Origin of the sequence: Pectobacterium sp. HCp5_1, assembly GCF_032905925.1 — a bacterium.
Taxonomy (GTDB): Bacteria; Pseudomonadota; Gammaproteobacteria; order Enterobacterales; family Enterobacteriaceae; genus Pectobacterium; species Pectobacterium brasiliense_A.
On the sequence record NZ_JAUMIO010000004.1, the window covers coordinates 212403 to 239085 of the forward strand.

The window sequence follows — 26683 nt, forward strand, 5'->3', positions numbered from 1 at the left end:
GCATGTGCGTTGGCTTCGTTCACTCACCCGAATCACTTACTTGAGTAAGTTCATCGGGATTCCTTCGCTTGCCGCCTTCCTGAAACTCGAATTATTTAGGGTATACCAGATATAACCTGTCTCTTAACGAATCGTCTGCGGTGTCACCACGCGACGTGCGCCAACGTAGTGTTCCTGCCAATAATCTTCACTCAGCTTGCTGATACGAATATCTGAGCCTGTACGCGGCGACTGAATAAATTTTCCTTCACCCAGATAAACCCCGACGTGATCGGCTGCGCCACGATTATTGATGCGGAAGAAGACCAGATCGCCACTTTCCAGCTCGCTCTTTTTAATCGGAGCGGCGTCACGCAGGTGATACATTTCGTTTGCGGTGCGTGGAATTTGGATCTTAACGACATCTTTGTAGGCGTAATAAACCAGTCCGCTACAGTCGAATCCGGTAAAGGGAGACGAACCGCCCCAGTGATAAGGCTTACCTATCTGGCTCATCAACTTATTCATTGCGGTCGTTTTGGCATGCTGATAGCGTTTTTTATGTGCTGCACTTAGCGCCATTCCTTTTTCTGTCGGCGCTGGATTTTTATCCGCTTTCCCCTTGAGTGCGCTCTTCTTCAGTCCGGTTTTGACTCTGGCTTGTGCGGTGGTTTGTTTCTCTTCTTCAGGCTTCAGCTTTTTAAGATTTTTTTTCACGAGCGCGGGCGTGCTGCTTTGCGTCCGTGACAGCTTTTTTTCTGTCACTTTGCTCGGGGTGCGGGATTTGGTTTTATTGCTGACGGCGGTAGGTTCTGGTTTTTTGCTTTTGATCGGCGTCGGTGACTTAGCATTACCCTTTGTTTGGCGGCTTTTCTTATTCGTTTCTACCACGGCGCTTTTCTTTGGCGCAGAATGCGGGGTATGCGGCGCAGCCTGAACGATGTTCAGGGATAGATTACTGAAAAATAATATAAAAAGGGTAATAAATAAGCGCATAATAACAGTGACCGAACATAATCCTTAACTCGCTCAATCTGCACAGTATTCCTGAAAACGGCGTCATAAAAAAGTGGGCATGGTCGCTTTATTCATACAGAATAGTGAAAAAACGTTAATAGTTATTTTTTCGATTGATTTATCAGCGTTTTCTGGCGTTGATTTCATCAATGATGAATACCTTCAGGAAAAAATAACCCTACAAAAAATGGCGTTTTTTTGTGGCTAGTGGCATCGGTACAATATCACTGAGTCAATGTCGCTGTCGTAGCACCTCTGACGGCGGCTCATGGCTAGCGTTTTGGACGTTAGCCATCCTATAGAATTAAGGAAGCAAGAAGATGACGACACCGACAATTGAAAAAATTCAGCGCCAAATTGCTGAAAACCCGATTCTGCTGTACATGAAAGGCTCCCCGAAATTGCCAAGCTGCGGCTTTTCCGCACAGACTGTTCAGGCGTTGTCTGCCTGTGGCGAACGTTTTGCGTATGTTGATATTTTGCAGAACCCAGACATTCGTGCTGAGCTGCCGAAATACGCGAACTGGCCGACATTCCCACAGCTGTGGGTTGATGGTGAGCTGATTGGCGGTTGTGATATCGTGGTTGAAATGTTTCAGCGCGGTGAACTGCAGCCGCTGATCAAAGAAACTGCAGACAAATACAAAGCGCAGCAGGCCGATCAAGAGTAATGCTTTCGTCTGGCGTGATGACGATGTCAAATGTTGTTACGCTGCGAGCGTAAATCCTGCCAACGGGTGCCTTTATGGCACCCGTTTTTTGATCTCAGCCTTTTCAGTCTTCGGCTGACGCGTCTTCCAGTGAATTTTCTTCCAGTGCAATCGGCCATCCGCCCAGACGTTTCCAGCGGTTAACCAACTCACAGAACAGCAATGCCGTCTGGTTGGTGTCATACAGCGCGGAGTGCGCCTGGCTGGAATCAAACGCAATACCGGCGGTAATACAGGCTTTAGCAAGGACCGTTTGGCCTAACACCAGCCCGCTGAGTGCTGCGGTATCGAAAGTAGCAAAAGGGTGGAAGGGATTACGTTTCAGGCTACAGCGCTCGGCTGCTGCGGCCATAAAGCTATGATCGAATGTGGCATTATGCGCCACGATAATCGCGCGGTTGCAGCCCTGATCTTTAATGCCTTTACGCACGACTTTGAAAATTTCATGCAGCGCATCATATTCGCTCACGGCACCACGCAGCGGGTTGGTGGGGTCAATGCCGTTAAACGCCAGTGCGGCGGGCTCCAGAATCGCGCCCTCAAAAGGTTCGACATGAAAATGTAGCGTTTCATCTGGCTGTAACCAACCGTCTTGATCCATTTTTAATGTTACCGCCGCAACTTCCAGCAAGGCATCGGTTTTCGCATTAAATCCGGCGGTTTCAACATCAATCACTACCGGGTAAAACCCACGAAAACGGCCGCTCAGGGCATTCAGATCACTTTTATCAGCCATTTTTCTCTTAATTGTTAGCAAAACGCAGCGCGCATTATTGCAAATTTTGACCGGAGATGCAGCATGCCCGTTGCTGTTTCAAACGGCGGAGATAGCAGAAGAAGGGGGAGAACAGGTGCTGATGCAGCACCTGTAGAATACGGAGATTAGTGACCGATGCCGTTACCGGCGTGGGCGTTTTCGATCAATTCGATTTTATAACCGTCCGGATCTTCGATGAACGCGATCACGGTTGTGCCGCCTTTGACCGGGCCCGCTTCGCGCGTTACATTGCCACCCGCTTTGCGGATACGCTCGCAGGTTGCGGCAACATCGTCAACGCCCAGCGCGATATGACCATAGGCGTTGCCCAAATCATAGCTGTCGACGCCCCAGTTGTAGGTCAGCTCGATAACTGCGCCTTCGCTCTCTTCGGTATAACCGACGAAAGCCAACGTGTATTTGTATTCGGTATTCTCGCTGGTGCGCAGCACGCGCATGCCCAAGATTTGAGTATAGAAATCGATAGAACGTTGTAAATCGCCAACACGCAGCATGGTGTGAAGTAAGCGCATAGTGTCCTCGTTAAAAAGTGCAACAAAGAGGGAAGTATAGCGTTGTGGCGCTACCGAGTCCAAGTTGTTGGGATGATGCTAAAAATGCGACACTACAGTGAGGTTTGTGTTAAAACGTACTCTCAGGAGGGATAAATAGCGCGTTGGGGCAATTTTAGGCTGCCTGACGTGTAAAAAAATCGTCAGTTATTACAATGGTTACCTAATTATTTTCATTGTGACTGTCCGTTTGGGCTTGCCAGCGGTAAAGAACAGGGCTTCAATAAATAGAGTTGTAGCAGGAGGTGTTGTGCCAGAGCAACTTGAACTCTTTGTTGTCCCTAATCCATGCCGTGGTATTTGTCAGGCGGATGAAGGCGGATATTGTCGCGGTTGCTTTCGCAGTCGTAATGAGCGCTTTAGTTGGGGCCAAATGAGTGATGCGCAGAAACAGGATGTGCTGCGTTTGTGTCGGCAGAGAATGAAACGTTCACTGCGTTCAGAGAAATCCGATACACCAGCAGAGTCCCGTCAGCCATCGTTGTTCTAAGTTATCTTGTCTTAGATGATCTATTTACGTGAAATTTTGTTTAAGCAACGCAGGAGCGTTCGATTGAATAAAATAAGCCTGAGATCATTTTTAAAAGACTTTTATTTGATAGAATCCATTTCATATGGAGCTATTTTTACAACAATAAAGTCATTTTTTATTCTTATAAATCAGAGTTGATTGCAATCCAGGGATATAACTTAGCGTGCTAACAATAAGGAGAGGTGATGGAATTGCCATTAGGATCTGATTTAGCCCGTCTGGTGCGCGTATGGCGTGCGCTGGTCGATCATCGATTAAAACCACTTGAACTGACTCAGACGCATTGGGTCACGTTGCATAACATATACCATCTACCCCCAGGGCAGTCGCAGATTCAACTCGCCAAAGCGATAGGTATTGAGCAACCCTCATTAGTCCGAACACTGGATCAGCTTGAGGAAAAAGGGTTAATCACTCGCCACGTTTGTGCGCACGATCGTCGGGCAAAACGTATTATGCTGACCGAATCAGCAGAGCCAATCATACAGGCAGTCAATGGTGTAATTAGCCATACACGTAGTGAAGTCTTATTTGGTATTACGCCGGAGCAGGTTGATGAATTAGCGTTGCTGGTTTCGCGTCTTGAGAAAAATATATTGGCATTACATGAGAATCAAGCGTAGCTAAATTTGGGTTACGCAGAGGGAGAATTAAATCCCGGCAAGATTACCGGTATCGATTATTGGTTATTTATTCCGGGAGTTGATTATTCGTTGTGACGATCGCCGCCATCTGCGGCGATCGTCACACAGCATTACCGTGGGGAAACGGTAATACTGCGGCCATTGCTAGCCATAGCAACGCGTTGACCTGCGCTGAATTTCGTATCGCCTTGTTTCTGTACCACCATGATGGTACTGCCATCATCACGACGAATTTCCAGTTCTACGCCCTGTGTGCGGTTTAGCGCACCTGTGGCGCTTTGACCCGCTACCCCACCGGCTACGGCGCCAGCTGCTGTCGCCAGGCTACGACCGGAGCCGCCACCGATAGTATTACCCAGGAACCCCCCCAGAACAGCACCGCCGAGCGCACCGATCACGTTAGAATCTTCTCCCGCCTGAATTTGAACCGGCCGCATAGAAACAATGGTACCGTAGGTCACGGTCTGTACCTGTTTAGCTTCGGATGCGCTGTAAACATCACCTGAAAGCGTACTGGTATTAGCACAACCAGCCAGCGTGATACCAGCAAGGGTAACCACAAGCAAACGCTTCATCATAATACAAACTCCTTAATCGCGAATATGTCGGGCTGGCTCAGCCTCGGCCGACGCAGTGTTATACCAATAAATTATGGTCTGGCTCAGTGTAGCATGCCACTCTTTTTACTCTTTTTTTCAGAATATAATAGTGCACTTAAATTGCGTATAAACAGAGAAATAAATAGTACGAGAAAGGGCATTTTTTGTAGCAAATTTTATCCAAAACCGATATTTGGTTAAAACCTAACCCGTGTGGCAAAAACGTAAAAAATTTAATAATTCAGCGTGTTAACGTGCTACTTTTACTCTCAACGTAACGGTTGTTATCGGTGTTCTCTTTTTATTTCACAGGGGCAAAGGCTATATAATGAGATCAGGCAGATATATTGGCGTAATGTCCGGCACCAGCCTTGATGGTGTGGATGTTGTGCTAGCCGCGATTGACGAACATACGGTTGCGCAGCAGGCCAGCTACTGTCACCCGATACCGCAGGACATCAAAATGGCCATCCTGGGGATGTGTCAGGGGCAGGCGGTGACGCTGTCGGCGCTGGGACAGCTGGATACCCGTCTGGGCATTTTGTTTGCCGACGCTGTGCTGGCGCTGCTTAAAGAGACGGAGCTGGGCGCGCAGGATATCACCGCGATTGGCTGCCACGGGCAGACGGTTTGGCATGAGCCCACGGGCGATGCGCCTTGTACGTTGCAGATCGGCGATAATAACCGCGTTGCCGCCTTGACTGGCATCACGACCGTAGGGGATTTTCGCCGCCGCGATTTGGCTTATGGCGGGCAGGGCGCGCCGCTGGTGCCAGCGTTCCACCATGCGTTGCTGTTGCATCCTGTCGAACGACGTATTGTGCTCAACATCGGGGGTATCGCCAACCTGTCGCTGTTGGTGCCGGGTGCGCCCGTGCGTGGCTACGACACCGGTCTCGGAAATATGCTGTTGGATGCCTGGATCTGGCGGCACTGCGCGCAGCCGTATGATAAAGACGCCGCGTGGGCGATGAGCGGTCAGGTAAATCCGCTATTGCTGCGCCGGATGCTGACCGATCCTTATTTTGCGTTGCGAGCGCCCAAAAGCACCGGGCGTGAGTATTTCAATCTGGGCTGGCTGGAAAGAATGCTGGCTGGCCTGCCGCCGATAGCGCCGCAGGATGTTCAGGCGACGCTGGTTGAGTTAACGGCGGTGAGCATCGCTGAACAGGTGCTGTTGGTCGGTGGGTGTGAACGCCTACTGGTCTGTGGCGGTGGCGCGCGTAATCCGCTCATTATGGCGCGTCTTTCGGCGCTGCTGCCGGGTATCGAAGTCAGCACGACGGATGAGTGCGGTGTGAGCGGCGATGATATGGAAGCGCTGGCATTTGCCTGGCTGGCGTCACGCACGCTATCAGGGCTGTCTGGCAATCTGCCGTCTGTCACGGGAGCGAGCCAGGAAACGGTGTTAGGCGCGATTTATCCGGTCAACGCGGATTAATCAGATTTTGCCGAGAGGTTCATCGCTATCCTCTTGTTAAACTTAAACGAGCGGCAGCGCCAGCTGCCGTCATCGACAAGAATGACAGGAGAAAAGAATGAAACGATTGCTGACAGGGACAGCGCTGATTCTGCTGAGTGGCTGCAGTTATTTTGGTCATAAACAGACGGTGGAAACGCTGCATTATCAATGCGGGACAATGCCGCTAACCGTGACGCTACAGCAGGGCGGTGAGGCGACTCCGCAGGTGAGTTTCCTGCTGGACGGTGAACGTCTCACACTCCCTCAAGTGGTGTCTGCTTCTGGCGTCAGATACAGCAATGACACCTACACATTCTGGAGCAAAGGCGATCGTGCATTTATCCAACGGGGTGAACGGGTTATCGTAGACGACTGCGTATTGGCACCGATGTAGCTGACGCCGTGCGCTGGTGATGTCGCTGCTGATTGCGATTTTTCGGGTACGGGAGCAAAATGGGATTTTCGCCCGCTTCTGGCCCGACATTGCGACAGCAGGATATTATGACTCAGGAACGCTCCCCTTCTGACGGTTCTCCTCTTATTCAACCCGCCGATATTGCTGACATCCGCCGTGAATACACGCGTGGCGGGCTTCGCCGTAGCGATCTTCCCGCGAACCCGCTGGATTTATTTGAACGCTGGCTAAAGCAGGCCTGCGACGCAAAATTGGCCGATCCCACCGCGATGTCCGTTGCGACCGTGGATGAGCACGGGCAGCCTTACCAGCGTATTGTTCTGCTGAAACACTATGATGAGAAAGGCATGGTGTTTTATACCAATATGGGCAGCCGCAAAGCCCATCATCTGGAAAACAATCCACGTATCAGCCTGCTGTTCCCTTGGCATATGTTGGAGCGGCAGGTCATCGTGCTGGGGCGTGTAGAGAAGCTGCCGGCGCTTGAGGTGCTGAAATATTTCCACAGCCGCCCGAAAGACAGCCAGATTGGTGCGTGGGTATCCAGGCAGTCCAGCCGGATTTCAGCGCGCGGCGTGCTGGAAAGCAAATTTTTGGAATTGAAGCAAAAATTCCAGAATGGCGAGGTGCCTTTGCCGAGCTTCTGGGGTGGCTTCCGCGTTGTTATCGATTCTGTCGAGTTTTGGCAGGGCGGTGAACACCGTCTGCATGACCGATTTTTCTACCAGCGGCAGGACGAGGGCTGGCAGATCGATCGTTTAGCGCCCTAATCGCGAAATATCCGTGTTAAACGCTGGCGCTCCTATCATCAGCACTTTATCCTATGAAGTTTCGCGTTGACTGGGCATTGCGCGGCGATGTGGCGTTCATACCCTGTTGCGTAAAGTCATGCAGCAGCGAAATTATCATGCGACAGCAGACAGGTATGCTGCGCATCTCTCACGGCGTTGTGCGTAAACCCAACGGGAACGCAACGGCCTATTTTTATAAAAATGGAGTTATCGATGGCGAGTAGTAACCTGATTAAACAATTGCAAGAGCGGGGCTTGATTGCCCAGGTGACGGATGAGGAAGCGTTAGCAGAGCGGCTGGCGCAAGGGCCAATTGCACTGTATTGCGGCTTTGATCCCACCGCCGACAGCTTGCATTTGGGGCATCTGGTGCCGCTGCTCTGCCTGAAACGCTTCCAGCTGTCTGGCCACAAGCCGGTGGCGCTGGTTGGCGGTGCCACGGGGCTGATCGGTGACCCAAGCTTTAAAGCCACAGAACGTAAGCTGAACACGGCTGAAACCGTGGGTGAGTGGGTAGAGAAGATCCGTCGTCAGGTTTCCCCATTCCTGGATTTTGACTGCGGCAAAAACAGCGCGATCGCGGCTAATAATTACGATTGGTTCGGCAGTATGAACGTGCTGGATTTCCTGCGTGATATCGGCAAGCACTTCTCCGTTAATCAGATGATTAGCAAAGAAGCCGTCAAACAGCGTTTAAATCGTGATGACGTCGGTATTTCGTTCACCGAGTTTTCCTACAACCTGTTGCAGGGATACGACTTTGCCTCGCTGAACAAGCAGCATGATGTCGAGCTGCAAATCGGTGGTTCTGACCAGTGGGGCAACATCACGTCAGGTATCGATTTGACGCGCCGCATGAACCAGAAACAGGTCTACGGTTTGACTGTGCCGCTGATCACCAAGTCAGATGGGACAAAATTCGGTAAAACGGAAGGCGGCGCGATCTGGCTGGATGCCAGCAAGACCAGCCCTTACAAATTCTACCAGTTCTGGATCAACACGGCGGATGCCGATGTGTATCGCTTCCTGAAATTCTTCACGTTCATGAGCCTCGAAGACATCGATGCGTTGGAAGAAGAAGACAAAAACAGTGGCAAAGCTCCACGCGCGCAGTACGTGCTGGCGGAAGAAGTGACCCGTATGGTTCACGGCGAAGCCGGTCTGGAAGCGGCTCGTCGTATTACACAAAGCCTGTTCTCTGGCGCATTGCAGGATATGACGCAGGACGACTTTGCGCAGCTGGCGCAGGATGGTATGCCGATTATCGAACTGGAAAACGGTGCGGATTTGCAACAGGCGCTGGTCAGCGCTGAGCTCGTGCCGTCACGCGGTCAGGCCCGTACGATGATCGCTTCGAATGCGGTCACCATTAACGGCGAAAAACAGGCTGACCCTGAATATACCTTCAGCGATGCCGACCGTCTGTTTGATCGCTACACTTTGCTGCGTCGCGGCAAAAAGCACTACTGCCTGATCTGCTGGAAAGCATAAGCATTACCGATAAGGGAGCGTTAGCTCCCTTTCTTCTTGTAAGTTGAGGCGCACAGGCGCTGGCAAGGATCTGAGTCATAGCTAATGAAAAATATACTTTCCATCCAGTCACATGTCGTTTTTGGTCATGCCGGTAACAGTGCGGCAGAGTTTCCGATGCGTCGGATGGGCGCAAACGTTTGGCCGTTGAATACGGTGCAGTTCTCCAATCATACCCAATACGGTCACTGGACGGGGTGTGTGATGCCCGCCAGCCACCTGACCGAGGTGGTGCAGGGAATTGCGAACATCGACAAACTGAAGACCTGTAATGCGGTGCTGAGCGGCTATATCGGCTCCGCCGAGCAAGGGGAACATATTCTGGGTATTGTTCGTCAGGTGAAAGAGGCTAATCCTGATGCACTGTACTTCTGCGATCCGGTGATGGGGACGCCGGAGAAAGGCTGTATCGTCGCGCCCGGTGTGTCTGATTTCCACTGCCAGCAGTCGCTGCTCGCGGCCGACATTATCGCGCCGAATCTGCCTGAACTGGAACTGCTGGGTGGCCGTACCGTGCATAACGTGGCCGAAGCTGTAGAGACCGCGCGTGCCCTGTGTGCAAAAGGGCCAAAAATCGTTCTGGTAAAACACCTGAGTCGTGCAGCCACGCGTGAAGACAGCTTTGAAATGTTGTTGGTGACGCCGACGGATGCCTGGCACATCAGCCGACCGCTGGTAGAGTTTGAACGTCAACCTGTCGGCGTGGGCGATTTGACCAGTGGATTACTGCTGGTGAACTTGCTGAAGGGCGTGGCGTTGGATAAAGCGCTGGAGCACACTACGGCGGCGGTCTATGAAGTCATGCTGGTGACGAAAGAGATGAATGAGTATGAGCTACAGCTGGTTGCGGCTCAGGATGGGATTGCCAATCCGCGTCATCACTTTCAGGCAACTCGCCTGTCGTAAAACGTATAACGCCCCGAATATTGGGGCGTTATTGCATGTCAACCTTTCAACCTTTCAACCTTAAGCGCGGTAACGACGGAAGGGCGTTCGGCAATATGGTCGAGGTAAGCGGTCAGCGCAGGGTAGCGGAACATATCCAGTTTTAGCGACTGCGCCCAGCGCATTACGGTAAACAGATACGCATCGGCGATACCGAAACGGTTGGCGACCAGATAGTTTTGTTCACTCAATATCATATTGATATAACGGAACTTAACCTGCAGATATTCCATCAACAGCTCTTTATACGTTTCCGGTGTGCCGGGGCGAAAAAGTGGTGTAAACGTTTTGTGTAGCTCAGAAGAAATGTAGTTCAGCCACTCAACCGTATGGTAGCGAGCTATACCCCCGGTAGGAGCAATAAGGTTACAGTGCGGAACCAGATCGGCGATGTATACGGCGATAGCGACACCTTCAGTCAGAATAGACCCATCATCCAGCTCTAGCGCCGGCACCATCCCTTTCGGGTTGATGAACGTATAGTCGGTTCCACGCTCTGTCTTTTTCGTACGCAGATTGACCTTCTCCAGCTTGAATTCCAATTTGGATTCGATCAACACAATGTGTGTAAAAAGAGAACTGCTTTCAGCTTTGTAAAACAGTTTCATGGGAACCCTTCCTATTATTATTTTTCCATCAACACATGCGCTGATGAGTGTTGAATAACGACATGTTGTTTTTTTACAACAAAACGTAACGGGATAGTGTGAGGCCTCTTGCAAAATACTCCTTATGTATGATTTTTGCGTGAAATTTGGGCGATTTTGGCGGTGCAAAATCAAATTTTCATAGGTTATTCCAGGGCGATCTTATGGGGTCTAACGGCCGCGATCGGTAAAGCCACATAGCGTGTGACAGAGACTACTTTTGTCTGGGACAGAAACCGCAGTATTACGGATTGTGAGGGCGACTTCCGGGTTGGCAAGATCGCGATAGGCAGATGAGAGAAAGGGGAGGTCTGGGCGGCATTTTTCGACGCATGATTTATAGCGATTAATTAATCATTACTAAATCTGTTGATAAGAAAAATTTCATTAGTGACAAGTTTCGTATTTTTCATGATACCGTCGATTTAAGTTATTTCCCCATGGTGAGCGTCTAATGGATATTCAAAAAATAAATAGGAAAAGGTATGAAGGGGAGCTATTTCAAAGTGACGTTGATTAAACTACCCCTTTATTTATCGCATGTAATAAAGGAGGGGTAGTTATGTCCAATGGTTTTCGTAGCGCGCGTGTAATATTAATGAGCAGCGACGTTTCCAATTATACGTTACATCTTGTCGAAATTTTTTCTATCAGTGATGGAAAAATGAACATACTCCCCGAGTAACTATTATCACCACATCAAGACACAGAGAATACGCCGATAAAAATCGGATAAGCCGTAGGTTGCTTACGCCTATGCGTTAGGTGGCTCATGTTTGCTAATAATACGTATTGTCTGATTCTATTCATTATCATGAGGTTACTATGAAAAAGAACAGGTTATTGTTTTTTATAGCCTTGGCTATTCTTCTCGGGATTATTGTCGGCGGAGCCTGTCATTCTTTATTAACGGAGCAGGAGGCCAAAGAGGTCGTATCCTACTTTAATTTAGTGACCGATGTTTTTCTTCGCCTGATAAAAATGATTATTGCGCCATTGGTCTTCGCCACATTGGTTTCTGGTCTTGCTAGCATGGGGAACTCTTCTTCCGTTGGCCGAATAGGGCTGAAGGCGATGGTGTGGTTTATTTGTTCTTCCGTGGTTTCTCTTTTTATTGGCATGATGTTAGCAAACATCTTTGAGCCTGGCGTCGGAATGAATCTCGCTATTCCAAGTACGCCAATAGCGGTAGAGACCGGCGTGAATACCGGTGGATTTACACTGAAAAGCTTCATTGCCCATATATTTCCACGCAGTATCGTCGAAGCGATGGCGAATAACGAAATATTGCAGATTCTGGTGTTCTCGATGTTCTTCGGTTCCGCGCTGGCTTTTGTGAAAGGCCAGAATAAGCATGCCGTCACGATGGAATCGATGATCGAGGAACTGGCGAAAGTGATGTTCCGGGTGACGGATTATGTCATGCGGTTAGCGCCTCTGGCTGTATTTTCCTCTCTGGCGTCGTCTATTACGACTGAAGGGCTGGGGCTTCTCCTCGATTTTGGCAAAGTCATTGGTGAGTTCTACCTTGGTCTGGCGCTGCTATGGGGGCTTATGTTCGGGGCTGGTGCACTGTTCCTCGGCAAGAAAGCAACCTGGGGCTTGATCAAACTGTTGCGCGAACCCAGTATGCTGGCGTTTGCCACTGCCAGCAGCGAAGCGGCCTATCCGAAAACGATGGAAGCGCTGAGCGAATTCGGCGTTCCCAAAAAAATCACCAGCTTTGTACTCCCGTTGGGGTATTCCTTTAACCTTGTCGGCTCCATGATTTATCAGGCTTTTGCCATTCTGTTCATCGCGCAGGCTTACAATATCCACTTAAGCTTTACGGAGCAGACCCTGATTCTGCTGACGCTGATGATCACCAGTAAAGGCATGGCTGGCGTGGCACGCGCCGCGGTCGTGGTAGTAGCAGCCACCTTGCCGATGTTCAGCTTACCCGAAGCGGGCATTTTGCTGATTATTGGTATCGATCAGTTCCTGGATATGGGCCGCACGGCGACCAATGTGATTGGTAACGGCATGGCGACCGCAGTTGTGGCCAAGCTCGAACGAAACCACGATCTGGAAGAACCCAATCATGAGCATGCCGACGAAGAAGCACCGGTGATGGCAGCCGGGAATGTCTAAATTAACGTCAGGTTAATACACTGAGACAAGCGGCCTTCGGGCCGTTTCTCTCTTCGCTCTCCTCCATACGCGGCCGTGACTGTTTTCCATCCTCTTCATGTTCCCATTGATGTTTATTCTGATTTGCTTCTTTTTAATAGCTAACGGCTATCGCTGCGTTCATATCGCATTGTTGCAAAAACGTTATTTTTTGTTTGTGTTATCTTTAAATAAGACCGCAAGCTCAGGCTGGTTATTGATTAATCGCCCGATGCAGAATAACGAATATCCCCTAAATAATTCGAGTTTCAGGCAGGCGGCAAGAGAAGGCATCCCGATGAGCTTACTCAAGTAAGTGATTCGGGTGACTGAACGCAGCCAACGCACATGCAACTTGAAGTATGACGGGTATAGCAAGTTAATTTGGGAGGAAGCATGTCATCACACCTTCGCGACACTTGTCTGGACACACTGACGGTACAGAAGCAGATTTACCATTACTACAGCCTGCCGAAGGCGGCGAAAACGCTTGGGAACATCGATAAATTACCGAAGTCGCTCAAAGTGCTGCTGGAGAATTTATTGCGGCATCAGGACGGCGACACGGTAGAGCAGGCTGACCTTCAGGCGGTCGTAGACTGGCTGAAGACGGGCCATGTTGATCGGGAAATTGCCTATCGCCCCGCGCGTGTATTGATGCAGGATTTTACCGGCGTGCCCGCCGTGGTCGATCTGGCGGCAATGCGAGCGGCGGTGAAACGGCTGGGTGGCGATGTGAATAAGGTTAACCCGCTGTCGCCGGTCGATCTGGTGATTGACCACTCGGTGACGGTTGACCACTTCGGCGATCGTCAGGCACTCGTGGATAACACGCAGTTGGAAATGGCGCGTAACCGTGAGCGTTATGAGTTTTTGCGCTGGGGGCAAAATGCCTTTAGTTACTTCAGCGTCGTGCCGCCGGGAACCGGAATTTGCCATCAGGTGAATCTGGAGTATCTCGCTAAGGCCATCTGGTACGAAAAGCAGGGCGACAAACAGTTTGCCTATCCCGATACGCTGGTGGGAACCGATTCGCATACCACGATGATTAACGGTTTAGGTGTGCTCGGCTGGGGCGTCGGCGGGATAGAGGCCGAGGCCGCGATGCTGGGGCAGCCTGTGTCGATGCTGATCCCTGACGTGGTCGGCGTCAAGCTAAGCGGCAAGATGCGCGAAGGGATCACAGCAACCGATCTGGTCCTGACGGTCACGCAGATGCTGCGTAAGCACGGCGTGGTCGGTAAATTTGTGGAATTTTACGGCGATGGACTGGATTCGCTGCCGCTGGCGGATCGCGCAACCATCGCCAACATGGCACCGGAATATGGTGCGACCTGCGGCTTTTTCCCTATCGATCAAATCACGCTGGATTACATGCGGTTGACCAACCGTGCGGAAGAACAGATCGCGCTGGTGGAAGCCTACAGTAAGCAGCAGGGGCTGTGGCGCAATACGGGTGATGAGCCGGTATTTACGAGCCAGCTCGCGCTGGATTTGTCGACGGTGGAAACCAGTCTGGCAGGGCCAAAACGCCCGCAGGATCGCGTGCCTTTAGCGGGCGTGCCGGAAGCCTTTAAGGCCAGCCGGGAGCTGGAAGTCAGCGCGGTGAAGAACCGTTCTGACTATGAAGAATTCACGCTGGAAGGCGAAACGCACCGTTTACAGCAGGGGGCCGTCGTGATCGCCGCGATCACCTCCTGTACCAATACCTCTAACCCGAGCGTGCTGATGACGGCCGGACTGCTGGCAAAAAATGCCGTAGAGCGCGGTCTGAAAACCAAGCCGTGGGTCAAGACCTCGCTGGCACCGGGCTCGCGGGTCGTAACGGATTACTATGCTAAAGCGGGATTGACACCGTTCCTCGACGAGCTGGGATTCAATCTGGTGGGCTACGGCTGTACCACCTGTATTGGTAACTCAGGCCCGCTGCCGGATGCGATCGAAGCGGCGATAAAAGCCGGCGATCTGACTGTCGGCGCAGTGCTGTCAGGCAACCGTAACTTTGAAGGCCGTATTCATCCGCTGGTGAAGACGAACTGGCTGGCATCGCCGCCGCTGGTGGTCGCGTACGCGCTGGCGGGGAATATGAACGTCGATCTGACGCAAGAACCGCTGGGTGAAGATCGTGACGGGAAAGCCGTCTACCTGAAAGATATCTGGCCGTCGACGAAAGCGGTGGCGGACGCGGTATTGAACGTCAGCGCAGGCATGTTCCACAAACAGTATGCTGCCGTGTTTGAAGGCACGCAGGAGTGGCAAGATATTGAGGTCGACAACAACCCTACCTATCAATGGCCGGAAGAATCGACCTATATCCGCCAGACGCCTTTCTTCCTGGATATGGGGAAAGAGCCTGAGCCGGTTCAGGATATCCACAACGCGCGCATTCTGGCGATGCTGGGCGATTCGGTGACAACCGACCATATCTCTCCGGCAGGCAACATCAAGCGCGACAGCCCGGCAGGGAAATATTTGCTGGAGCGCGGCGTCGAAACTGCGGAGTTCAACTCTTACGGTTCACGGCGTGGTAACCACGAAGTGATGATGCGTGGGACGTTTGCCAACATTCGTATCCGTAATGAAATGGTGCCCGGTAAAGAGGGCGGCTATACCCGCCACATCCCGTCGCAGAATGAGATGACGATCTATGATGCGGCGATGCGCTACAAGGACGAAAATGTCCCGCTGGCGCTGTTTGCTGGTAAAGAGTATGGCTCCGGCTCCAGCCGAGACTGGGCCGCGAAAGGCCCGCGTTTGCTGGGCGTCCGCGTGGTGATTGCTGAATCGTTTGAACGTATTCACCGTTCTAACCTGATCGGGATGGGGATTCTGCCGCTGGAGTTTCCTGACGGTGTGACGCGTAAGACGCTGCAATTAACTGGCGACGAGCAAATCTCGATTACGGGGCTAAATCAGCTGACGCCAGGGGCGACAGTTGAGGTCAACATCACGGATACCAGCGGTAACACGCAGACCATCAGCACCCGCTGTCGTATCGATACCCGTAATGAACTGACTTACTACCAGAACGACGGCATCCTGCACTACGTTATCCGCAATATGCTGTAATTTCATGACCGATCACCGAGGGTAGGAGGCTTGCTCTCGGTGGATTCGCTCAACTAGAAGAACGAGTGCATCAATAATAAGCGGCTTCATCCTTCCTCAGCGGTACGTTTCGAACGCTGCCGTTCGTAAATGCTATCGCAGAGACGATGCTTCTTCGTGAATTGCTGTGTTTTTTCGATTGCAGGATATACCTGACGACGTATGTCCTGTCGTCTAAAAAATGGTAAACAGAAGGAGGAATACACAGTTCGCCTTGTGTAACGACGATGCTGGGATTTTCATACAGCGTCCATTCCTGTGGCTGAGCGGTTCTTGTGCTGATAGCGATAAGAGTAGGTTGGTAATCCTGAGCATCGCTAACTAAAAAACAGAGATCGTTTTCCGCTTGTCTGACTGATGTCAATTCGTCCGGCTGTAATCGATCGCCTGAACCGGGGCAACCAACAAGAAGAACGCTCGCCGCGATAAGCAGAAACGTAGACAATTTTGCAGTAAGTGTCATCGTTAATTCCAGGGAAAGAACTGCATGGCTTTTTGATATTGTTGCCGTATTTCTGTCTCAGAAATATCGCCATCAAGGGTGACATCTCCCCGCGCTCTCAGCATTTTCCACGCTTGATAGCCGTAGGTTTTTAAAACGAAATAATCAGCGATTATCTGTGCCTGCTGCTCCATTTGTTATAGCCAGGTAGGTTTATAGCCTGGACTATTAACGACTAAAAATGAAGCGTTAATCCCAGCTGTGTAGCGCGCGTTCCTTGCGGCTAGAAAGCCTATAGTAACCCTAACGTACCAGCGCACGTTTTCCCACATGAAAGACTCGAATCCTCTGGCGAATTGTGGTTAGGTTGTTGTGATGCTAACTACATGGGGAATAAGTAAAAACTATTGCCCAGCCACGCCCCGGATACGACGCCAACGCCGCTTGAAGAATGCCGGGGATATAACAGGAGGTTATATGGATGAGTTGATCAAAAAACGTTTTAAACACTCGCTGCTGTTTCTCACGCTGTGTGCAACAGGCGCGATGACATCGACTTTTGCTGCTCAGGTTCCTGCTGGTGTGGAACTGGCGGATAAACAAGAGCTGGTGCGAGGCAATGGTTCAGAGCCTGCGTCGTTAGATCCGCATAAGGTGGAAAGCGATGTAGAAGGCCACATTATTAATGACTTCTTCGATAATCTGGTTCGCGTGGGCGATGACGGTACTATTCAGCCGCGACTGGCCGAGCGCTGGGACAATAAAGACAACACGGTGTGGACGTTCCACCTGCGGCCTGATGCCAAATGGTCCGATGGTTCACCGATTACCGCAGATGATGTGGTGTATAGCTGGCGACGCCTTAGCGACCCTAAAACGCTGTCGCCTTACGGCACCTACGTCGCCAGTATGTATGTGAAGAACGCGGCGGATATTCTGGCGGGTAAGAAAGCACCGGATTCGCTGGGTGTGAAAGCCTTGGATAGCCACACGGTGGAAGTCACGCTGGAACACCCGCTGTCGTATTTCCTGGAAATGTCGGCGTACCATATTCTGGTCCCGCTGCCGAAAGCAGTTCTCGAAAAACACCCTGATAACTGGACGCAGGTCGGAAATTTCGTCAGCAGCGGCCCCTATACGCTCAGCGAATGGGTGGTTAACGAACGTATCGTCGGCAAGCGCAATAGCCAGTATTGGGATAACGCGCATACCGTCATTAACAAAGTGACGTATCTGCCGATCAGCTCGCAGGCGGCGGAGCTGAATCGCTATAAATCCGGCGAAATTGACATCACGGGGCTGCTGTCGCCCGTTCAATTTGCATCGCTGAAAAAAGAGTATCCGCAGGAGGTGAAGGTATCACCACAGATCGGAACTTATTTTTATCGCTTCAATACGCAAAAAGCCCCTTTTGACGATCCCCGCGTCCGTCGCGCACTGGATCTCAGTTTGGATAAAAATATCATCGCAAATAATGTGCTAGGTATGGGGCAGACGCCTGCTTACAGCCTGATTCCCAAAAATATAGGGGGCTTCCAGCGCAAGGATCCTGAGTGGGCAAACTGGACGCAGCAGCAGCGTAATGACGAGGCAAAGAAACTGTTGAAAGAGGCTGGGTTTGATGACAAGCATCCGCTGAAATTCAATCTGCTTTACAACACCTCCGAGTCACATTTACGCGTGGCAATTGCCGCCAGTTCAATGTGGAAGAAGAATCTTGGGTCGGAAGTGACGTTGCAAAATCAGGAATGGAAAACGATGCTGGATACCGTACGTACCGGTAACTTTGAGGTGGTCAGACAGTCCTGGACTGGGGATTACAACGAAGCCAGTACATTCTTGAATACGCTGGAAACGAATGACAGCAACAACAACGGTAAATTCAGTCATGCACAATATGATGCGCTGTTGAAAAAGGCGCTGACGGCGAAGGATAAGCAGGAGAAAGAGACTATTTATCAACAAGCTTCGGATATTTTAGATAGCAACGTCCCTTTGTTGCCCATCTACTACTATGTCCAGCCGCAGATGGTTAAGACCTATATCGGTGGTTTTTCCCCCAACGTGCGTGGCGATTATTACACGCAAGACATGTACATCCTCAAGCATTGATCCTAATAAAACAGCCGGTTAAAAACCGGCTGTCAGCATGGAAAGAAACGATCCTGACGTGAAGCGGGATCGTTACTTCATATCCAGCAGGTGCCCCATTTTGGCAGCTTTGGTCGCCAGATAGTTCTCATTCTTCGGGTTGCGTCCGACGATTAATGGCACGCGCTCAACGATATTGATGCCTGCCTCGTTGAGTATTTTCACTTTCTGCGGGTTATTGGTCAGCAGGCGAACTTCATCAACGTCGAGCAGCTTGAACATATCGGCGCACAGCGTGAAATCGCGCTCGTCGGCGGCGAACCCAAGCTGATGATTGGCTTCCACCGTATCAGCCCCCAGATCCTGCAACGCATAAGCGCGGATCTTATTGAGCAACCCAATATTACGGCCTTCCTGACGGTGGTATAGCAACACGCCGCGACCTTCTTCGGCGATGTGGCTCAGTGCCGCTTCAAGCTGGAAACCACAGTCGCAGCGCAGGCTAAACAGGGCATCCCCCGTCAGACACTCGGAGTGCACGCGAGCGAGTACGGGAACTGAACCGGAAATATCACCATAGACCAGAGCAAGGTGATCGTGACCCGTGGCGATCTCTTCGAAACCTACCATCAGGAAATCGCCCCACGGGGTGGGCAACTTGGCTTCCGCCACCCGTTTTAGCTGCATACTTTTCTCCAAAAAATCTGTATCCAAAAAGCTGTGTCCAAAAAACGTGTCTAAAAACGCTGTGTCCACAAACAAGAATGCTGAGGCGAATCCTACTGCGACCCATCGCGCTTGACCAGCAAAAAAGCCTGCCTAAGAACGTCACAAAAATTGAATTACAACGTCACCAGACTGCCATCTGGTTTTAGGTTTGTTGACAGAACTGAGCGCTATTTTACGCCATACTGACAGTTCATGTCGGATTTTCTGATAGAATTGTGAAAGTTTTGTTGCATGGCATCATACTGAATTATGGGAAGAAATTATGTACGAAATTGCCAAACGAACCACCATTGGTGCAGCGCTATTACTGATTATGCCAATGATTATCTGGATGAGCGGTTGGCAGTGGCAACCGGAGTATGACGGGCTCTGGTTACGCGTACTCTTCTGGATTACAGAAACGGTGACATCGCCGTGGGGCATTCTGACCAGTATCGTGCTGAGCATCTGGTTTCTCTGGTGCCTGCGTTTTCGTCTGAAGCCCGCACTCGGTCTGTTGGTCATCATGGCGATGACGGTGCTGATGGGGCAGGGTATTAAATCGGTCATTAAAGAGTGGGTGCAGGAATCTCGGCCCTATGTCGTTTGGCTGGAAAAAAATCATCAGGTGGACGACAGCTATTTCTATTCGTTGCCGCGCAAGGAACGTTCGGAACTGGTGAAAACACAGTTGCAGGATCAAACGCAGATTCCACAGTGGCTGCGCAGCCACTGGCAGTTTGAAACCGGCTTTGCTTTCCCCTCTGGGCACACTATGTTTGCTGCAACCTGGGCGTTGCTGGGTGTCGGGCTGCTGTGGGCACGTCGGCATTATAAAACAGTGGTGATCCTGATGCTGTGGGCTAGCGGCGTTATGGGCAGCCGTCTGGTACTCGGCATGCATTGGCCGCAGGATCTGGTGGTGGCGACGTTAATTAGCTGGCTGCTGGTGGTGGTCGCCAGTTGGCTGGCGCAGCGCTGGTGCGGTCCGCTCTCGCTCCAGTATGAAGAAATTAAAGAACAGGCGGAGGAGGATGCCGCCGAAAATAAATCCTCGTAGCCTTTGAGTTGCCGTTCCTGTTTTAGGTTGTACTCCATAGATAATCCCCTGTAGTGCGTACCCTGCGGATGACCTCGGTCATCCGCATTTTTATAACACCGCCTTGTCCGTCGCCCTGCGTGCCGCTGCTGACGCAACGTTAAAAATTTCTCTCGACTCTGTTTTTTCCCGACTCTCACCGCTATCGCCTCGCGCAAAATGTAAACAATTTGTGAGCTGCTTCGCTATTCCTGTTTTTGCTGTTGGACAATTTTTCGGTTGGTTGTAAAACTTCATTTGAATGTTAATTCAATATTGAATATATATTCAAACAGGAGAATAACAATGAAACCTTACCGTCTGAAATCCTCCCTGCTGGCCGTCATGTTTTCCTTCTCTGCCGGTGCGTTTGCCGCAGATAACGGGTTGATCGCCATTATTACCCCTTCACACGACAACCCGTTCTTTAAAGCGGAAGCCGAAGGTGCCAGAACCAAAGCCATTGAACTGGGTTACACCACGCTGGTGGCGTCGCATGACGATGACGTCAGCAAACAAAATCAGCTGATTGAAACCGCCATTGCCCGCAAGGCGAAGGCCATCATTCTGGATAATGCCGGGGCCGATGCCACCATTGGCCCCTTGAAGAAAGCGAAAGCCGCCGGTATTCCCGCTTTCCTGATCGATCGTGAAATCAATGAAACCGGCGTGGCCGTGGCGCAGATCGTTTCCAATAACTATCAGGGCGCGCAGCTCGGTGCGGAGAAATTTGTCGAGCTGATGGGGCAGAAAGGCAAGTACGTCGAGTTGATTGGCCGCGAGTCAGACACCAATGCGCACGTCCGTTCGCAGGGTTACCACGATGTGATCGATCAATATAGCGATATGAAGCGCGTCGCCAGACAAACGGCGAACTGGAGCCAGACGGAAGCCTTTACCCGCATGGAAGCCATCTTGCAGGCAAACCCGGATATTACCGGTGTGATTTCCGGCAACGACACGATGGCGTTGGGGGCGGAAGCGGCGCTGAAAGCGGCGGGGCGTCACGACGTGATTGTGGTGGGCTTTGACGGCAGCGACTACGTGCGCGATTCCATCATCAATAAAGGCAATATCAAGGCTACGGTACTGCAACCCGGCTGGCAGCAGGCGCAGATGGCGGTCGAACAGGCGGATTACTACCTGAAGAACGGCAAAGCACAGCATGAAGAGAAACAGCTGATGGACTGCATTCTGATCGATGAGTCTAACGCGACCAAACTCAACACCTTTGCGTTGAAACCGTAATTAAGGCGACAGGAGCGTCAGCTCCTGCTGATAAAGGAGTCGTTATGCTGTTCGATGAACGATACCGTGCCTGCTGGGTTGGGATCGGTGCCTTGCTGCTGTCGGCCTGCACGGTGGTCGATCTGGATGAAAACGGTAAACCCATCATTCCGGTCGACCCAGCCTCCACGCCGGGCTATAGCACCATGACGCCAGAGAACATCGCGACAGCGCTGTGGCAGCCAACGCTGCTCCCAACTGCGCAGCAGCAGGCGTTGTCTTGGGATGACGTGAAGAAAACGCAGGCAACGCTGGAGGGTTCAGCGCGTAAAACCGTCTACGCCCGGTTTCAGGGCACGGTCAGCGGGATTGATCGGGAAAGTCGTGAAGGGAAATTGATGCTTGATGTGCAAGGTGACGCCGTCACGCTTCAGCTCGGGCCGATCGTCAAAGGCAATGCCATCCGCGATGCGGCTGGGTTTATCCGCTTTGAGGATTTCAAAAATCAGGTGCAGTTTGCCCAATTGGCTCGTGCGCTGAATAACAAAGCCCTCGCGTCGTTGCCGGCGCTGGAGGCGGGCGTGCAGGGTAAACCGGTCAATGTTCTGGCGGCACTGGTGATAACGAAACAGGGTGTCAGCGATGCGGTGCCGATGATGCTAAACCTGACCGAAACGAGCGGCGGAGGGGCGCAGTGATGGAAAAACCAGACGTTTCTCTGCAATCAAACGCGGTGAGCCGACCCGATATCGTCATGGCGACCCGTGGCATCACCATGCTGTTTCCCGGTACCAAAGCGCTGGATAACGTCGATTACAACGTGTATCGCGGCAAGGTTAACGTGATTATCGGTGAAAACGGCGCGGGTAAATCGACACTGATGAAGATTCTGGCAGGCGTGCAGCAGCCGACGTCCGGCCAGATTCTGCTGAATGGCGAAGTGGTACGTATCGCGGATACGCGTGATGCGGCGGCAAAAGGCATCGGCATGGTGCATCAGGAACTCAACCTGTCCGAGAACCTGAGCGTGGCGGAGAACATCTTTCTGGGGCGGGAGCTGCAAAAGGGTGTTGCACCTATCGATTATCTGGCGCAGGAGCGGATTGCGGCGGAACTGATGGCGCGTCTCGATCAGGATATTTCGCCGCGTACCGAGGTCGCCAGCCTGAAAGTCGGCCAGCAGCAACTGGTGGAAATCGCCAAGGCGCTGGCGGATCAGGCCGACATTCTGATTCTGGACGAACCCACCTCTGCGCTGAGCAAAACGGAGGTCGAGATTCTGTTCCGTGTGATCCGCGAGCTGACTCGCCAGAATGTGTCGATTATCTACATTTCACACCGGCTGGAAGAGCTGATGGCGATTGGTGACTACATCACCATCCTGCGCGACGGATGTTTTCAGGCAGAGGCGGCCGTTAGCGACATCGACGTACCGTGGATCGTGCGGGAAATGCTCGGCGGTGACCCTGTCACCAGCTTTCTGCATCCGGGCAGAACGTTTGGAGCGCCCGTGTTGGAAGCGGAACACCTTACCTGCCTCAATGATGTCGGGCATCAGGTGGTCAATGATGTGTCGCTGATGGTGCGTGAAGGGGAAATCGTCGGCATTTATGGGCTGATGGGGGCGGGCCGCACGGAACTCTTCGAGTGTCTGCTGGGTATTCAGAATGATTATCTGGGCAAGATTTATCTCGATAGCAAACCGGTTAATCCGAGGCTGTCTACCGCGCAGCGCATTCGTATGGGCATGAGTCTGGTGCCGGAAGATCGCAAGAAAACCGGCATCTTTCCGCTCTCGTCGGTGGCTTCCAATCTCACCATCGCCAGCCTGTGGCGGCGGCTGAAATACGGCATGGCGATCTTCCAGCGGCAAGAGCAGGAAGTGGTTGCCAGCACGATTGGGCAACTGGCGATCAAAGTTTCTTCGCCCGAGGTCGAAATTCAGGCGCTCAGCGGCGGCAATCAGCAAAAAGTGGTGATTGGCCGCTCGTTGCTGACCAGCCCCAAGGTGCTGCTGCTGGATGAACCCACGCGAGGCATCGATGTGGGTGCGAAAGCCGACGTCTTTGAAATGATGGTCGGGCTGTCGGAACAGGGCATCGGCGTGCTGTTTTCCACCTCGGATTTGAAAGAGATTATGGCGGTATCGGACCGTATTTTGGTGATGTCGAATGGCAAGCTGACGGCGAATATCGTGCGTCAGTCGGCCAGCGAGTCGGCATTGGTTTCGGCAAGTGCACAAGGGTTCTGACATGAAAACGACTCACCTTCCGGCGGCGTCAGGCGCGCTATCACCGGGTAAGTTTGTACGCTCACGAGAGAGCATCCTGCTGTTGATTCTCAGGCTGCGCACGTTTATCGCGCTGTTCCTGATTCTGGGGTTCTTTGCCTTCACGGTGCCCGGATTTTTGGCCACAGGCAGCCTGATCATCATGGTGAAGCACATTGCCATCAATGCGTTTCTGGCGCTGGGGATCACGTTTGTCATCATCACCGCCGGGATTGACCTGTCAATCGGTGCCACGTTAGGGCTGTGCGGCATGGTGGCGGGCTACATGATTACTCAGGGAATTGTGCTGCCCATGTTCGGCGTCGCGATTTTCCCCAGCGTGTGGGTCATCGTGCCTGTCGTGCTGCTGATTGGCGCGCTCATTGGTGCCATCAACGGCTGGATCATCACGCGGTATAACGTTGCGCCCTTTATCTGCACACTCGGAACAATGTACATCGTGCGTGGGGCATCGATGCTGATTTCCGGTGGGGAGACGTTCCCCGGCTTGGGCGGTAACCCGCAGTTGGGCAACACCGGTTTTGAGCTGATCGGCTCCGCCACGATCCTGGGATTACCGCTGGCCATCTGGCTGATGCTGGTGTTGGCTGTGGTGATTGCCTACGTGGCGCGCCGCCTGCCGTTCGGCCGTCATGTCTATGCGATTGGTGACAACGAGCGTGCCGCTGAACTTTCCGGCGTCAAAGTGCGTCAGGTCAAAGTCTGGGTCTACACCATTTCCGGCTTCTGCGCGGCTATCGCGGGCATCGTGGTGTCCTCTCAACTGGTCGCCAGCCATCCGGCAACGGGCACTGCCTTTGAAATGAACGCGATTGCTGCTGTGGTGCTCGGCGGAACGTCGCTGGCAGGCGGGCGCGGCACGATTCTGGGCACGCTGATTGGCGCGTTTGTTATCGGGATTCTTGCCGACGGGCTGGTGATGATGGGCGTAAGTGAATTCTGGCAGATGGTGATTAAAGGCATCGTCATCATTGTGGCGGTGATTATCGACCAGATGCAAAACCGTATGCAGCACAAGGCCGCCATTGTGTCACAGAAGGCCGCGGCGGAAGGGACATAGTTTAGCGTAGATAGCAGCAGGTTAAGCGTAACTAGCACGGGCGTTGAGTTGTGGCGAGAACGATGTCGGTAGGCATACCGAGGCCCGATTTGAGCGCAATTTTTTTTGATTTGATGCGAATAAATATTCGTTTTTGAGTAAAAATTCAAGCGAGGTGAAGTATGAATCCGTACGCATTGTCGGTGGAGGCGCTGACGCACAAAGCCCGCGCCATTCGTCGCCGCATTATTCATTTGAATGCCAATAGCCCGGCTGGCGGGCACACGGGTGCCGATCTGTCACAGGTTGAGATACTGACGGCGCTGTATTTTCGCATTCTGAACTGTGCACCGGATCGCCTTCAGGATCCGCAGCGGGATATTTACATCCAGTCAAAAGGTCATGCGGTCGGCGGCTATTACTGCTGTCTGGCGGAAGCGGGCTATTTCCCAGAAGCGTGGCTGGAGACCTATCAGCACCCCGACTCGCATTTGCCGGGGCATCCGGTCAAGCACAAAACGCCGGGGATTGAACTGAACACTGGCGCGCTGGGGCACGGGCTGCCTGTTGCCGTCGGCATTGCGCTGGCGGCGAAGCGCGATAACAGCCCGCGTCGGGTGTTTGTCCTGACGGGGGATGGTGAGCTGGCGGAAGGCAGTAACTGGGAAGCGGCGCTGGCGGCGGCACATTACCAATTGGATAACCTGATCATCATCAACGACAAGAACAAGCTGCAACTGGCGGGAACGACCTGCTCCATCATGAACACCGATCCGCTGGCGGAAAAGTGGCAGGCTTTTGGCCTACAGGTCACAGAATGCGCGGGTAATGACATGCGCTCGGTGGTGGAAACGCTGGAGAACTTGCCACGCAACGGCAAACCGAATGTGGTGATTGCGAATACGGAAAAAGGCGCAGGCGTGTCCTTTATTCAGGGGCGGGCTGAATGGCATCACCGGGTGCCGAAAGGCGAGGAAATAGCACTGGCGCTGGAGGAACTAAAAGATGAGTAACGCAGAGCATCTGGCAACCGTCATGGTCGAGCAGTTCATCAAGGCCGTCGAACAGGGGATTGATTTAGTTCCGGTGTTGGCGGATTCGACCTCTACGGCGAAGATTTCACCGTTCATACAGCGTTTCCCCGACCGTATCGTCAACGTGGGAATCGCAGAACAAACCATGGTGGGGACGGCGGTAGGGCTGTCCATCGGCGGCAAGATTGCAGTGACCTGTAACGCAGCACCGTTTTTGATCTCCCGAGCGAATGAACAGCTCAAAGTCGACGTCTGTTACAACAACAGCAACGTCAAGCTATTCGGACTGAATGCGGGCTGTAGCTATGGTCCGCTCGCCAGCACGCACCACAGTATTGACGACATCGCGGTGCTGAGAGGGTTTGGCAATATTGAGATCTATGCGCCGTCCAGCCCGGAAGAGTGCCGTCAGATTATCGATTATGCGTTTGAACATCAGGGGCCAGTCTATATCCGCCTAGATGGGAAACCGCTGCCTGCCTTGCACGATGAGCGGTATCGCTTTGTGCCGGGGCAGATCGATGTGCTGCGCAAAGGTCGCGATATCACGCTGGTCGGGCTGGGGTCGACCGTGCATGAAATTGTGACGGCGGCTGAATTATTAGCAGAAAAAGGACTTTCCGCTACGGTGGTTAATCTTTCCTCTATCCGCCCGTGCAATACTCAGCAATTGCTTGAAATTCTGAGTGAAACACCTCGAGTCATCACAGTCGAGGAACATAACGTCAACGGCGGTGCAGGCAGTCTGGTAGCGGAAGTGCTGGCGGAAGCGGGCAGCGGAATTCCTCTTGTGCGGTTGGGAATTCCCGATGGTCAATACGCGATTGCCGCCGATCGGAGCGCGATGCGAGCGCATCACGGGCTGGACGCGACGGGCATTGTCAACGCAGCACTGCGTATTTGCCCGGGAGGCTGATG

At 52.2% G+C, this 26683-nt stretch carries 26 protein-coding genes; 18 read left to right on the forward strand and 8 right to left on the reverse strand.

The features are described from left to right. Positions 1–123 precede the first annotated feature (123 nt). On the reverse strand, positions 124–975 hold the full coding sequence (locus tag Q3A88_RS05120) for a C40 family peptidase (protein WP_110163970.1): 852 nt from the start codon (positions 973–975) through the stop codon (positions 124–126). Positions 976–1316: 341 nt separating this feature from the next. Between Q3A88_RS05120 and Q3A88_RS05125 the strand changes: the two genes are divergently transcribed. Further along, positions 1317–1667 (forward strand): Grx4 family monothiol glutaredoxin, encoded by a 351-nt coding sequence (locus Q3A88_RS05125; protein WP_010276591.1) that lies wholly within the window; start codon positions 1317–1319, stop codon positions 1665–1667. Between the two features lie 103 nt (positions 1668–1770). Here Q3A88_RS05125 and rnt read toward each other — a convergent pair whose 3' ends face one another. Both rnt and gloA read right to left on the reverse strand, forming a co-directional pair. Beyond that, entirely contained in the window at positions 1771–2442 is a 672-nt protein-coding gene (gene rnt / locus Q3A88_RS05130) for a ribonuclease T (protein ID WP_039279581.1), read from the reverse strand. Between the two features lie 146 nt (positions 2443–2588). After that, positions 2589–2996: a lactoylglutathione lyase gene (gene gloA, locus Q3A88_RS05135; RefSeq protein ID WP_010276601.1), complete on the reverse strand. Its 408-nt coding sequence runs from the start codon at positions 2994–2996 to the stop codon at positions 2589–2591. A gap of 289 nt (positions 2997–3285) precedes the next feature. Between gloA and Q3A88_RS05140 the strand changes: the two genes are divergently transcribed. Both Q3A88_RS05140 and slyA read left to right on the forward strand, forming a co-directional pair. Continuing rightward, the gene (locus Q3A88_RS05140) at positions 3286–3525 is read left to right on the forward strand and encodes a DUF1289 domain-containing protein (RefSeq protein WP_071822592.1); all 240 of its coding nucleotides are present in this window, start codon (positions 3286–3288) and stop codon (positions 3523–3525) included. A 227-nt stretch (positions 3526–3752) separates the two neighbouring features. Continuing rightward, entirely contained in the window at positions 3753–4190 is a 438-nt protein-coding gene (gene slyA / locus Q3A88_RS05145) for a transcriptional regulator SlyA (RefSeq protein WP_010276609.1), read from the forward strand. 131 nt (positions 4191–4321) lie between these two features. Here slyA and Q3A88_RS05150 read toward each other — a convergent pair whose 3' ends face one another. Further along, positions 4322–4789 carry a glycine zipper 2TM domain-containing protein gene (locus Q3A88_RS05150; RefSeq protein WP_005972534.1) on the reverse strand — a complete coding sequence of 156 codons (468 nt, stop codon included), beginning with the start codon at positions 4787–4789 and terminating at the stop codon, positions 4322–4324. Positions 4790–5138: 349 nt separating this feature from the next. On the opposite strand from Q3A88_RS05150, the gene anmK reads away from it, so the two are divergent. The 5 genes from anmK to pdxY all read left to right on the forward strand — a co-directional run bounded on the left by anmK (position 5139) and on the right by pdxY (position 9914). After that, positions 5139–6251, forward strand: coding sequence for an anhydro-N-acetylmuramic acid kinase (anmK, locus tag Q3A88_RS05155; RefSeq protein ID WP_317177529.1), 1113 nt, complete (start codon positions 5139–5141; stop codon positions 6249–6251). Positions 6252–6348: 97 nt separating this feature from the next. Next, positions 6349–6666 (forward strand): MliC family protein, encoded by a 318-nt coding sequence (locus Q3A88_RS05160; RefSeq protein ID WP_039359311.1) that lies wholly within the window; start codon positions 6349–6351, stop codon positions 6664–6666. A gap of 107 nt (positions 6667–6773) precedes the next feature. Further along, the gene (pdxH, locus tag Q3A88_RS05165) at positions 6774–7457 is read left to right on the forward strand and encodes a pyridoxamine 5'-phosphate oxidase (RefSeq protein ID WP_039468073.1); all 684 of its coding nucleotides are present in this window, start codon (positions 6774–6776) and stop codon (positions 7455–7457) included. A 234-nt stretch (positions 7458–7691) separates the two neighbouring features. Then, positions 7692–8969, forward strand: a complete 1278-nt coding sequence (gene tyrS, locus Q3A88_RS05170) for a tyrosine--tRNA ligase (RefSeq protein ID WP_075278191.1) — start codon at positions 7692–7694, stop codon at positions 8967–8969. A gap of 84 nt (positions 8970–9053) precedes the next feature. Further along, positions 9054–9914, forward strand: coding sequence for a pyridoxal kinase PdxY (pdxY, locus tag Q3A88_RS05175; protein WP_317177530.1), 861 nt, complete (start codon positions 9054–9056; stop codon positions 9912–9914). Positions 9915–9952: 38 nt separating this feature from the next. On the opposite strand, the gene gstA is transcribed toward pdxY, so the two are convergent. Continuing rightward, positions 9953–10561 (reverse strand): glutathione transferase GstA, encoded by a 609-nt coding sequence (gene gstA, locus Q3A88_RS05180; protein WP_075278189.1) that lies wholly within the window; start codon positions 10559–10561, stop codon positions 9953–9955. 864 nt (positions 10562–11425) lie between these two features. On the opposite strand from gstA, the gene Q3A88_RS05185 reads away from it, so the two are divergent. Together Q3A88_RS05185 and acnA are read left to right on the forward strand one after the other, a co-directional pair. Next, a complete protein-coding gene (locus Q3A88_RS05185) occupies positions 11426–12730 on the forward strand; it encodes a dicarboxylate/amino acid:cation symporter (protein WP_110163965.1) in 1305 nt (434 codons plus the stop codon). Between the two features lie 414 nt (positions 12731–13144). After that, positions 13145–15817, forward strand: a complete 2673-nt coding sequence (gene acnA / locus Q3A88_RS05190) for an aconitate hydratase AcnA (RefSeq protein WP_040031602.1) — start codon at positions 13145–13147, stop codon at positions 15815–15817. Positions 15818–15887: 70 nt separating this feature from the next. Here the strand turns inward: acnA and Q3A88_RS05195 are convergent, their stop codons facing one another. Together Q3A88_RS05195 and Q3A88_RS05200 are read right to left on the reverse strand one after the other, a co-directional pair. Further along, a complete protein-coding gene (locus Q3A88_RS05195) occupies positions 15888–16319 on the reverse strand; it encodes a putative T6SS immunity periplasmic lipoprotein (protein WP_233991226.1) in 432 nt (143 codons plus the stop codon). A 2-nt stretch (positions 16320–16321) separates the two neighbouring features. Beyond that, positions 16322–16492, reverse strand: a complete 171-nt coding sequence (locus Q3A88_RS05200; RefSeq protein WP_181393605.1) for a hypothetical protein — start codon at positions 16490–16492, stop codon at positions 16322–16324. A gap of 283 nt (positions 16493–16775) precedes the next feature. On the opposite strand from Q3A88_RS05200, the gene Q3A88_RS05205 reads away from it, so the two are divergent. Then, the gene (locus tag Q3A88_RS05205; RefSeq protein ID WP_317177531.1) at positions 16776–18410 is read left to right on the forward strand and encodes an ABC transporter substrate-binding protein; all 1635 of its coding nucleotides are present in this window, start codon (positions 16776–16778) and stop codon (positions 18408–18410) included. A 72-nt stretch (positions 18411–18482) separates the two neighbouring features. Here the strand turns inward: Q3A88_RS05205 and ribA are convergent, their stop codons facing one another. Continuing rightward, positions 18483–19076 carry a GTP cyclohydrolase II gene (ribA, locus tag Q3A88_RS05210; RefSeq protein ID WP_010276651.1) on the reverse strand — a complete coding sequence of 198 codons (594 nt, stop codon included), beginning with the start codon at positions 19074–19076 and terminating at the stop codon, positions 18483–18485. A gap of 304 nt (positions 19077–19380) precedes the next feature. On the opposite strand from ribA, the gene pgpB reads away from it, so the two are divergent. The 7 genes from pgpB to Q3A88_RS05245 all read left to right on the forward strand — a co-directional run bounded on the left by pgpB (position 19381) and on the right by Q3A88_RS05245 (position 26681). Then, positions 19381–20157, forward strand: coding sequence for a phosphatidylglycerophosphatase B (gene pgpB / locus Q3A88_RS05215; RefSeq protein ID WP_317177532.1), 777 nt, complete (start codon positions 19381–19383; stop codon positions 20155–20157). Positions 20158–20481: 324 nt separating this feature from the next. Then, complete coding sequence (locus Q3A88_RS05220) at positions 20482–21423, forward strand: D-ribose ABC transporter substrate-binding protein (RefSeq protein ID WP_010276654.1); 942 nt, start codon at positions 20482–20484, stop codon at positions 21421–21423. Positions 21424–21467: 44 nt separating this feature from the next. Next, entirely contained in the window at positions 21468–22100 is a 633-nt protein-coding gene (locus tag Q3A88_RS05225) for a DUF2291 domain-containing protein (RefSeq protein ID WP_317177533.1), read from the forward strand. Next, complete coding sequence (locus Q3A88_RS05230) at positions 22100–23653, forward strand: sugar ABC transporter ATP-binding protein (protein WP_317177534.1); 1554 nt, start codon at positions 22100–22102, stop codon at positions 23651–23653. The genes Q3A88_RS05225 and Q3A88_RS05230 overlap by 1 nt, the downstream gene beginning before the upstream one ends. Before the next feature lies 1 nt (position 23654). After that, positions 23655–24752 carry an ABC transporter permease gene (locus Q3A88_RS05235; RefSeq protein ID WP_039481026.1) on the forward strand — a complete coding sequence of 366 codons (1098 nt, stop codon included), beginning with the start codon at positions 23655–23657 and terminating at the stop codon, positions 24750–24752. A gap of 161 nt (positions 24753–24913) precedes the next feature. Continuing rightward, positions 24914–25744 carry a transketolase gene (locus tag Q3A88_RS05240; protein WP_039288981.1) on the forward strand — a complete coding sequence of 277 codons (831 nt, stop codon included), beginning with the start codon at positions 24914–24916 and terminating at the stop codon, positions 25742–25744. Further along, a complete protein-coding gene (locus Q3A88_RS05245) occupies positions 25737–26681 on the forward strand; it encodes a transketolase family protein (protein ID WP_317177535.1) in 945 nt (314 codons plus the stop codon). Before Q3A88_RS05240 ends, Q3A88_RS05245 begins: the two co-directional genes overlap by 8 nt. The last annotated feature ends 2 nt before the right edge of the window (positions 26682–26683 follow it).

Coding starts and splice junctions, on each gene's coding strand:
- Q3A88_RS05240 (WP_039288981.1), top strand. CDS start 24,914: ATGAATCCGTACGCATTGTCGGTGGAGGCGCTGACGCACAAAGCCCGC.
- Q3A88_RS05220 (WP_010276654.1), top strand. CDS start 20,482: ATGAAACCTTACCGTCTGAAATCCTCCCTGCTGGCCGTCATGTTTTCC.
- Q3A88_RS05120 (WP_110163970.1), bottom strand. CDS start 975: ATGCGCTTATTTATTACCCTTTTTATATTATTTTTCAGTAATCTATCC.
- rnt (WP_039279581.1), bottom strand. CDS start 2,442: ATGGCTGATAAAAGTGATCTGAATGCCCTGAGCGGCCGTTTTCGTGGG.
- ribA (WP_010276651.1), bottom strand. CDS start 19,076: ATGCAGCTAAAACGGGTGGCGGAAGCCAAGTTGCCCACCCCGTGGGGC.
- slyA (WP_010276609.1), top strand. CDS start 3,753: ATGGAATTGCCATTAGGATCTGATTTAGCCCGTCTGGTGCGCGTATGG.
- gstA (WP_075278189.1), bottom strand. CDS start 10,561: ATGAAACTGTTTTACAAAGCTGAAAGCAGTTCTCTTTTTACACACATT.
- acnA (WP_040031602.1), top strand. CDS start 13,145: ATGTCATCACACCTTCGCGACACTTGTCTGGACACACTGACGGTACAG.
- Q3A88_RS05160 (WP_039359311.1), top strand. CDS start 6,349: ATGAAACGATTGCTGACAGGGACAGCGCTGATTCTGCTGAGTGGCTGC.
- pgpB (WP_317177532.1), top strand. CDS start 19,381: ATGTACGAAATTGCCAAACGAACCACCATTGGTGCAGCGCTATTACTG.
- pdxH (WP_039468073.1), top strand. CDS start 6,774: ATGACTCAGGAACGCTCCCCTTCTGACGGTTCTCCTCTTATTCAACCC.
- Q3A88_RS05185 (WP_110163965.1), top strand. CDS start 11,426: ATGAAAAAGAACAGGTTATTGTTTTTTATAGCCTTGGCTATTCTTCTC.
- Q3A88_RS05205 (WP_317177531.1), top strand. CDS start 16,776: ATGGATGAGTTGATCAAAAAACGTTTTAAACACTCGCTGCTGTTTCTC.
- Q3A88_RS05235 (WP_039481026.1), top strand. CDS start 23,655: ATGAAAACGACTCACCTTCCGGCGGCGTCAGGCGCGCTATCACCGGGT.
- anmK (WP_317177529.1), top strand. CDS start 5,139: ATGAGATCAGGCAGATATATTGGCGTAATGTCCGGCACCAGCCTTGAT.
- Q3A88_RS05195 (WP_233991226.1), bottom strand. CDS start 16,319: ATGACACTTACTGCAAAATTGTCTACGTTTCTGCTTATCGCGGCGAGC.
- gloA (WP_010276601.1), bottom strand. CDS start 2,996: ATGCGCTTACTTCACACCATGCTGCGTGTTGGCGATTTACAACGTTCT.
- pdxY (WP_317177530.1), top strand. CDS start 9,054: ATGAAAAATATACTTTCCATCCAGTCACATGTCGTTTTTGGTCATGCC.
- Q3A88_RS05125 (WP_010276591.1), top strand. CDS start 1,317: ATGACGACACCGACAATTGAAAAAATTCAGCGCCAAATTGCTGAAAAC.
- Q3A88_RS05245 (WP_317177535.1), top strand. CDS start 25,737: ATGAGTAACGCAGAGCATCTGGCAACCGTCATGGTCGAGCAGTTCATC.
- Q3A88_RS05230 (WP_317177534.1), top strand. CDS start 22,100: ATGGAAAAACCAGACGTTTCTCTGCAATCAAACGCGGTGAGCCGACCC.
- Q3A88_RS05225 (WP_317177533.1), top strand. CDS start 21,468: ATGCTGTTCGATGAACGATACCGTGCCTGCTGGGTTGGGATCGGTGCC.
- Q3A88_RS05150 (WP_005972534.1), bottom strand. CDS start 4,789: ATGATGAAGCGTTTGCTTGTGGTTACCCTTGCTGGTATCACGCTGGCT.
- tyrS (WP_075278191.1), top strand. CDS start 7,692: ATGGCGAGTAGTAACCTGATTAAACAATTGCAAGAGCGGGGCTTGATT.
- Q3A88_RS05200 (WP_181393605.1), bottom strand. CDS start 16,492: ATGGAGCAGCAGGCACAGATAATCGCTGATTATTTCGTTTTAAAAACC.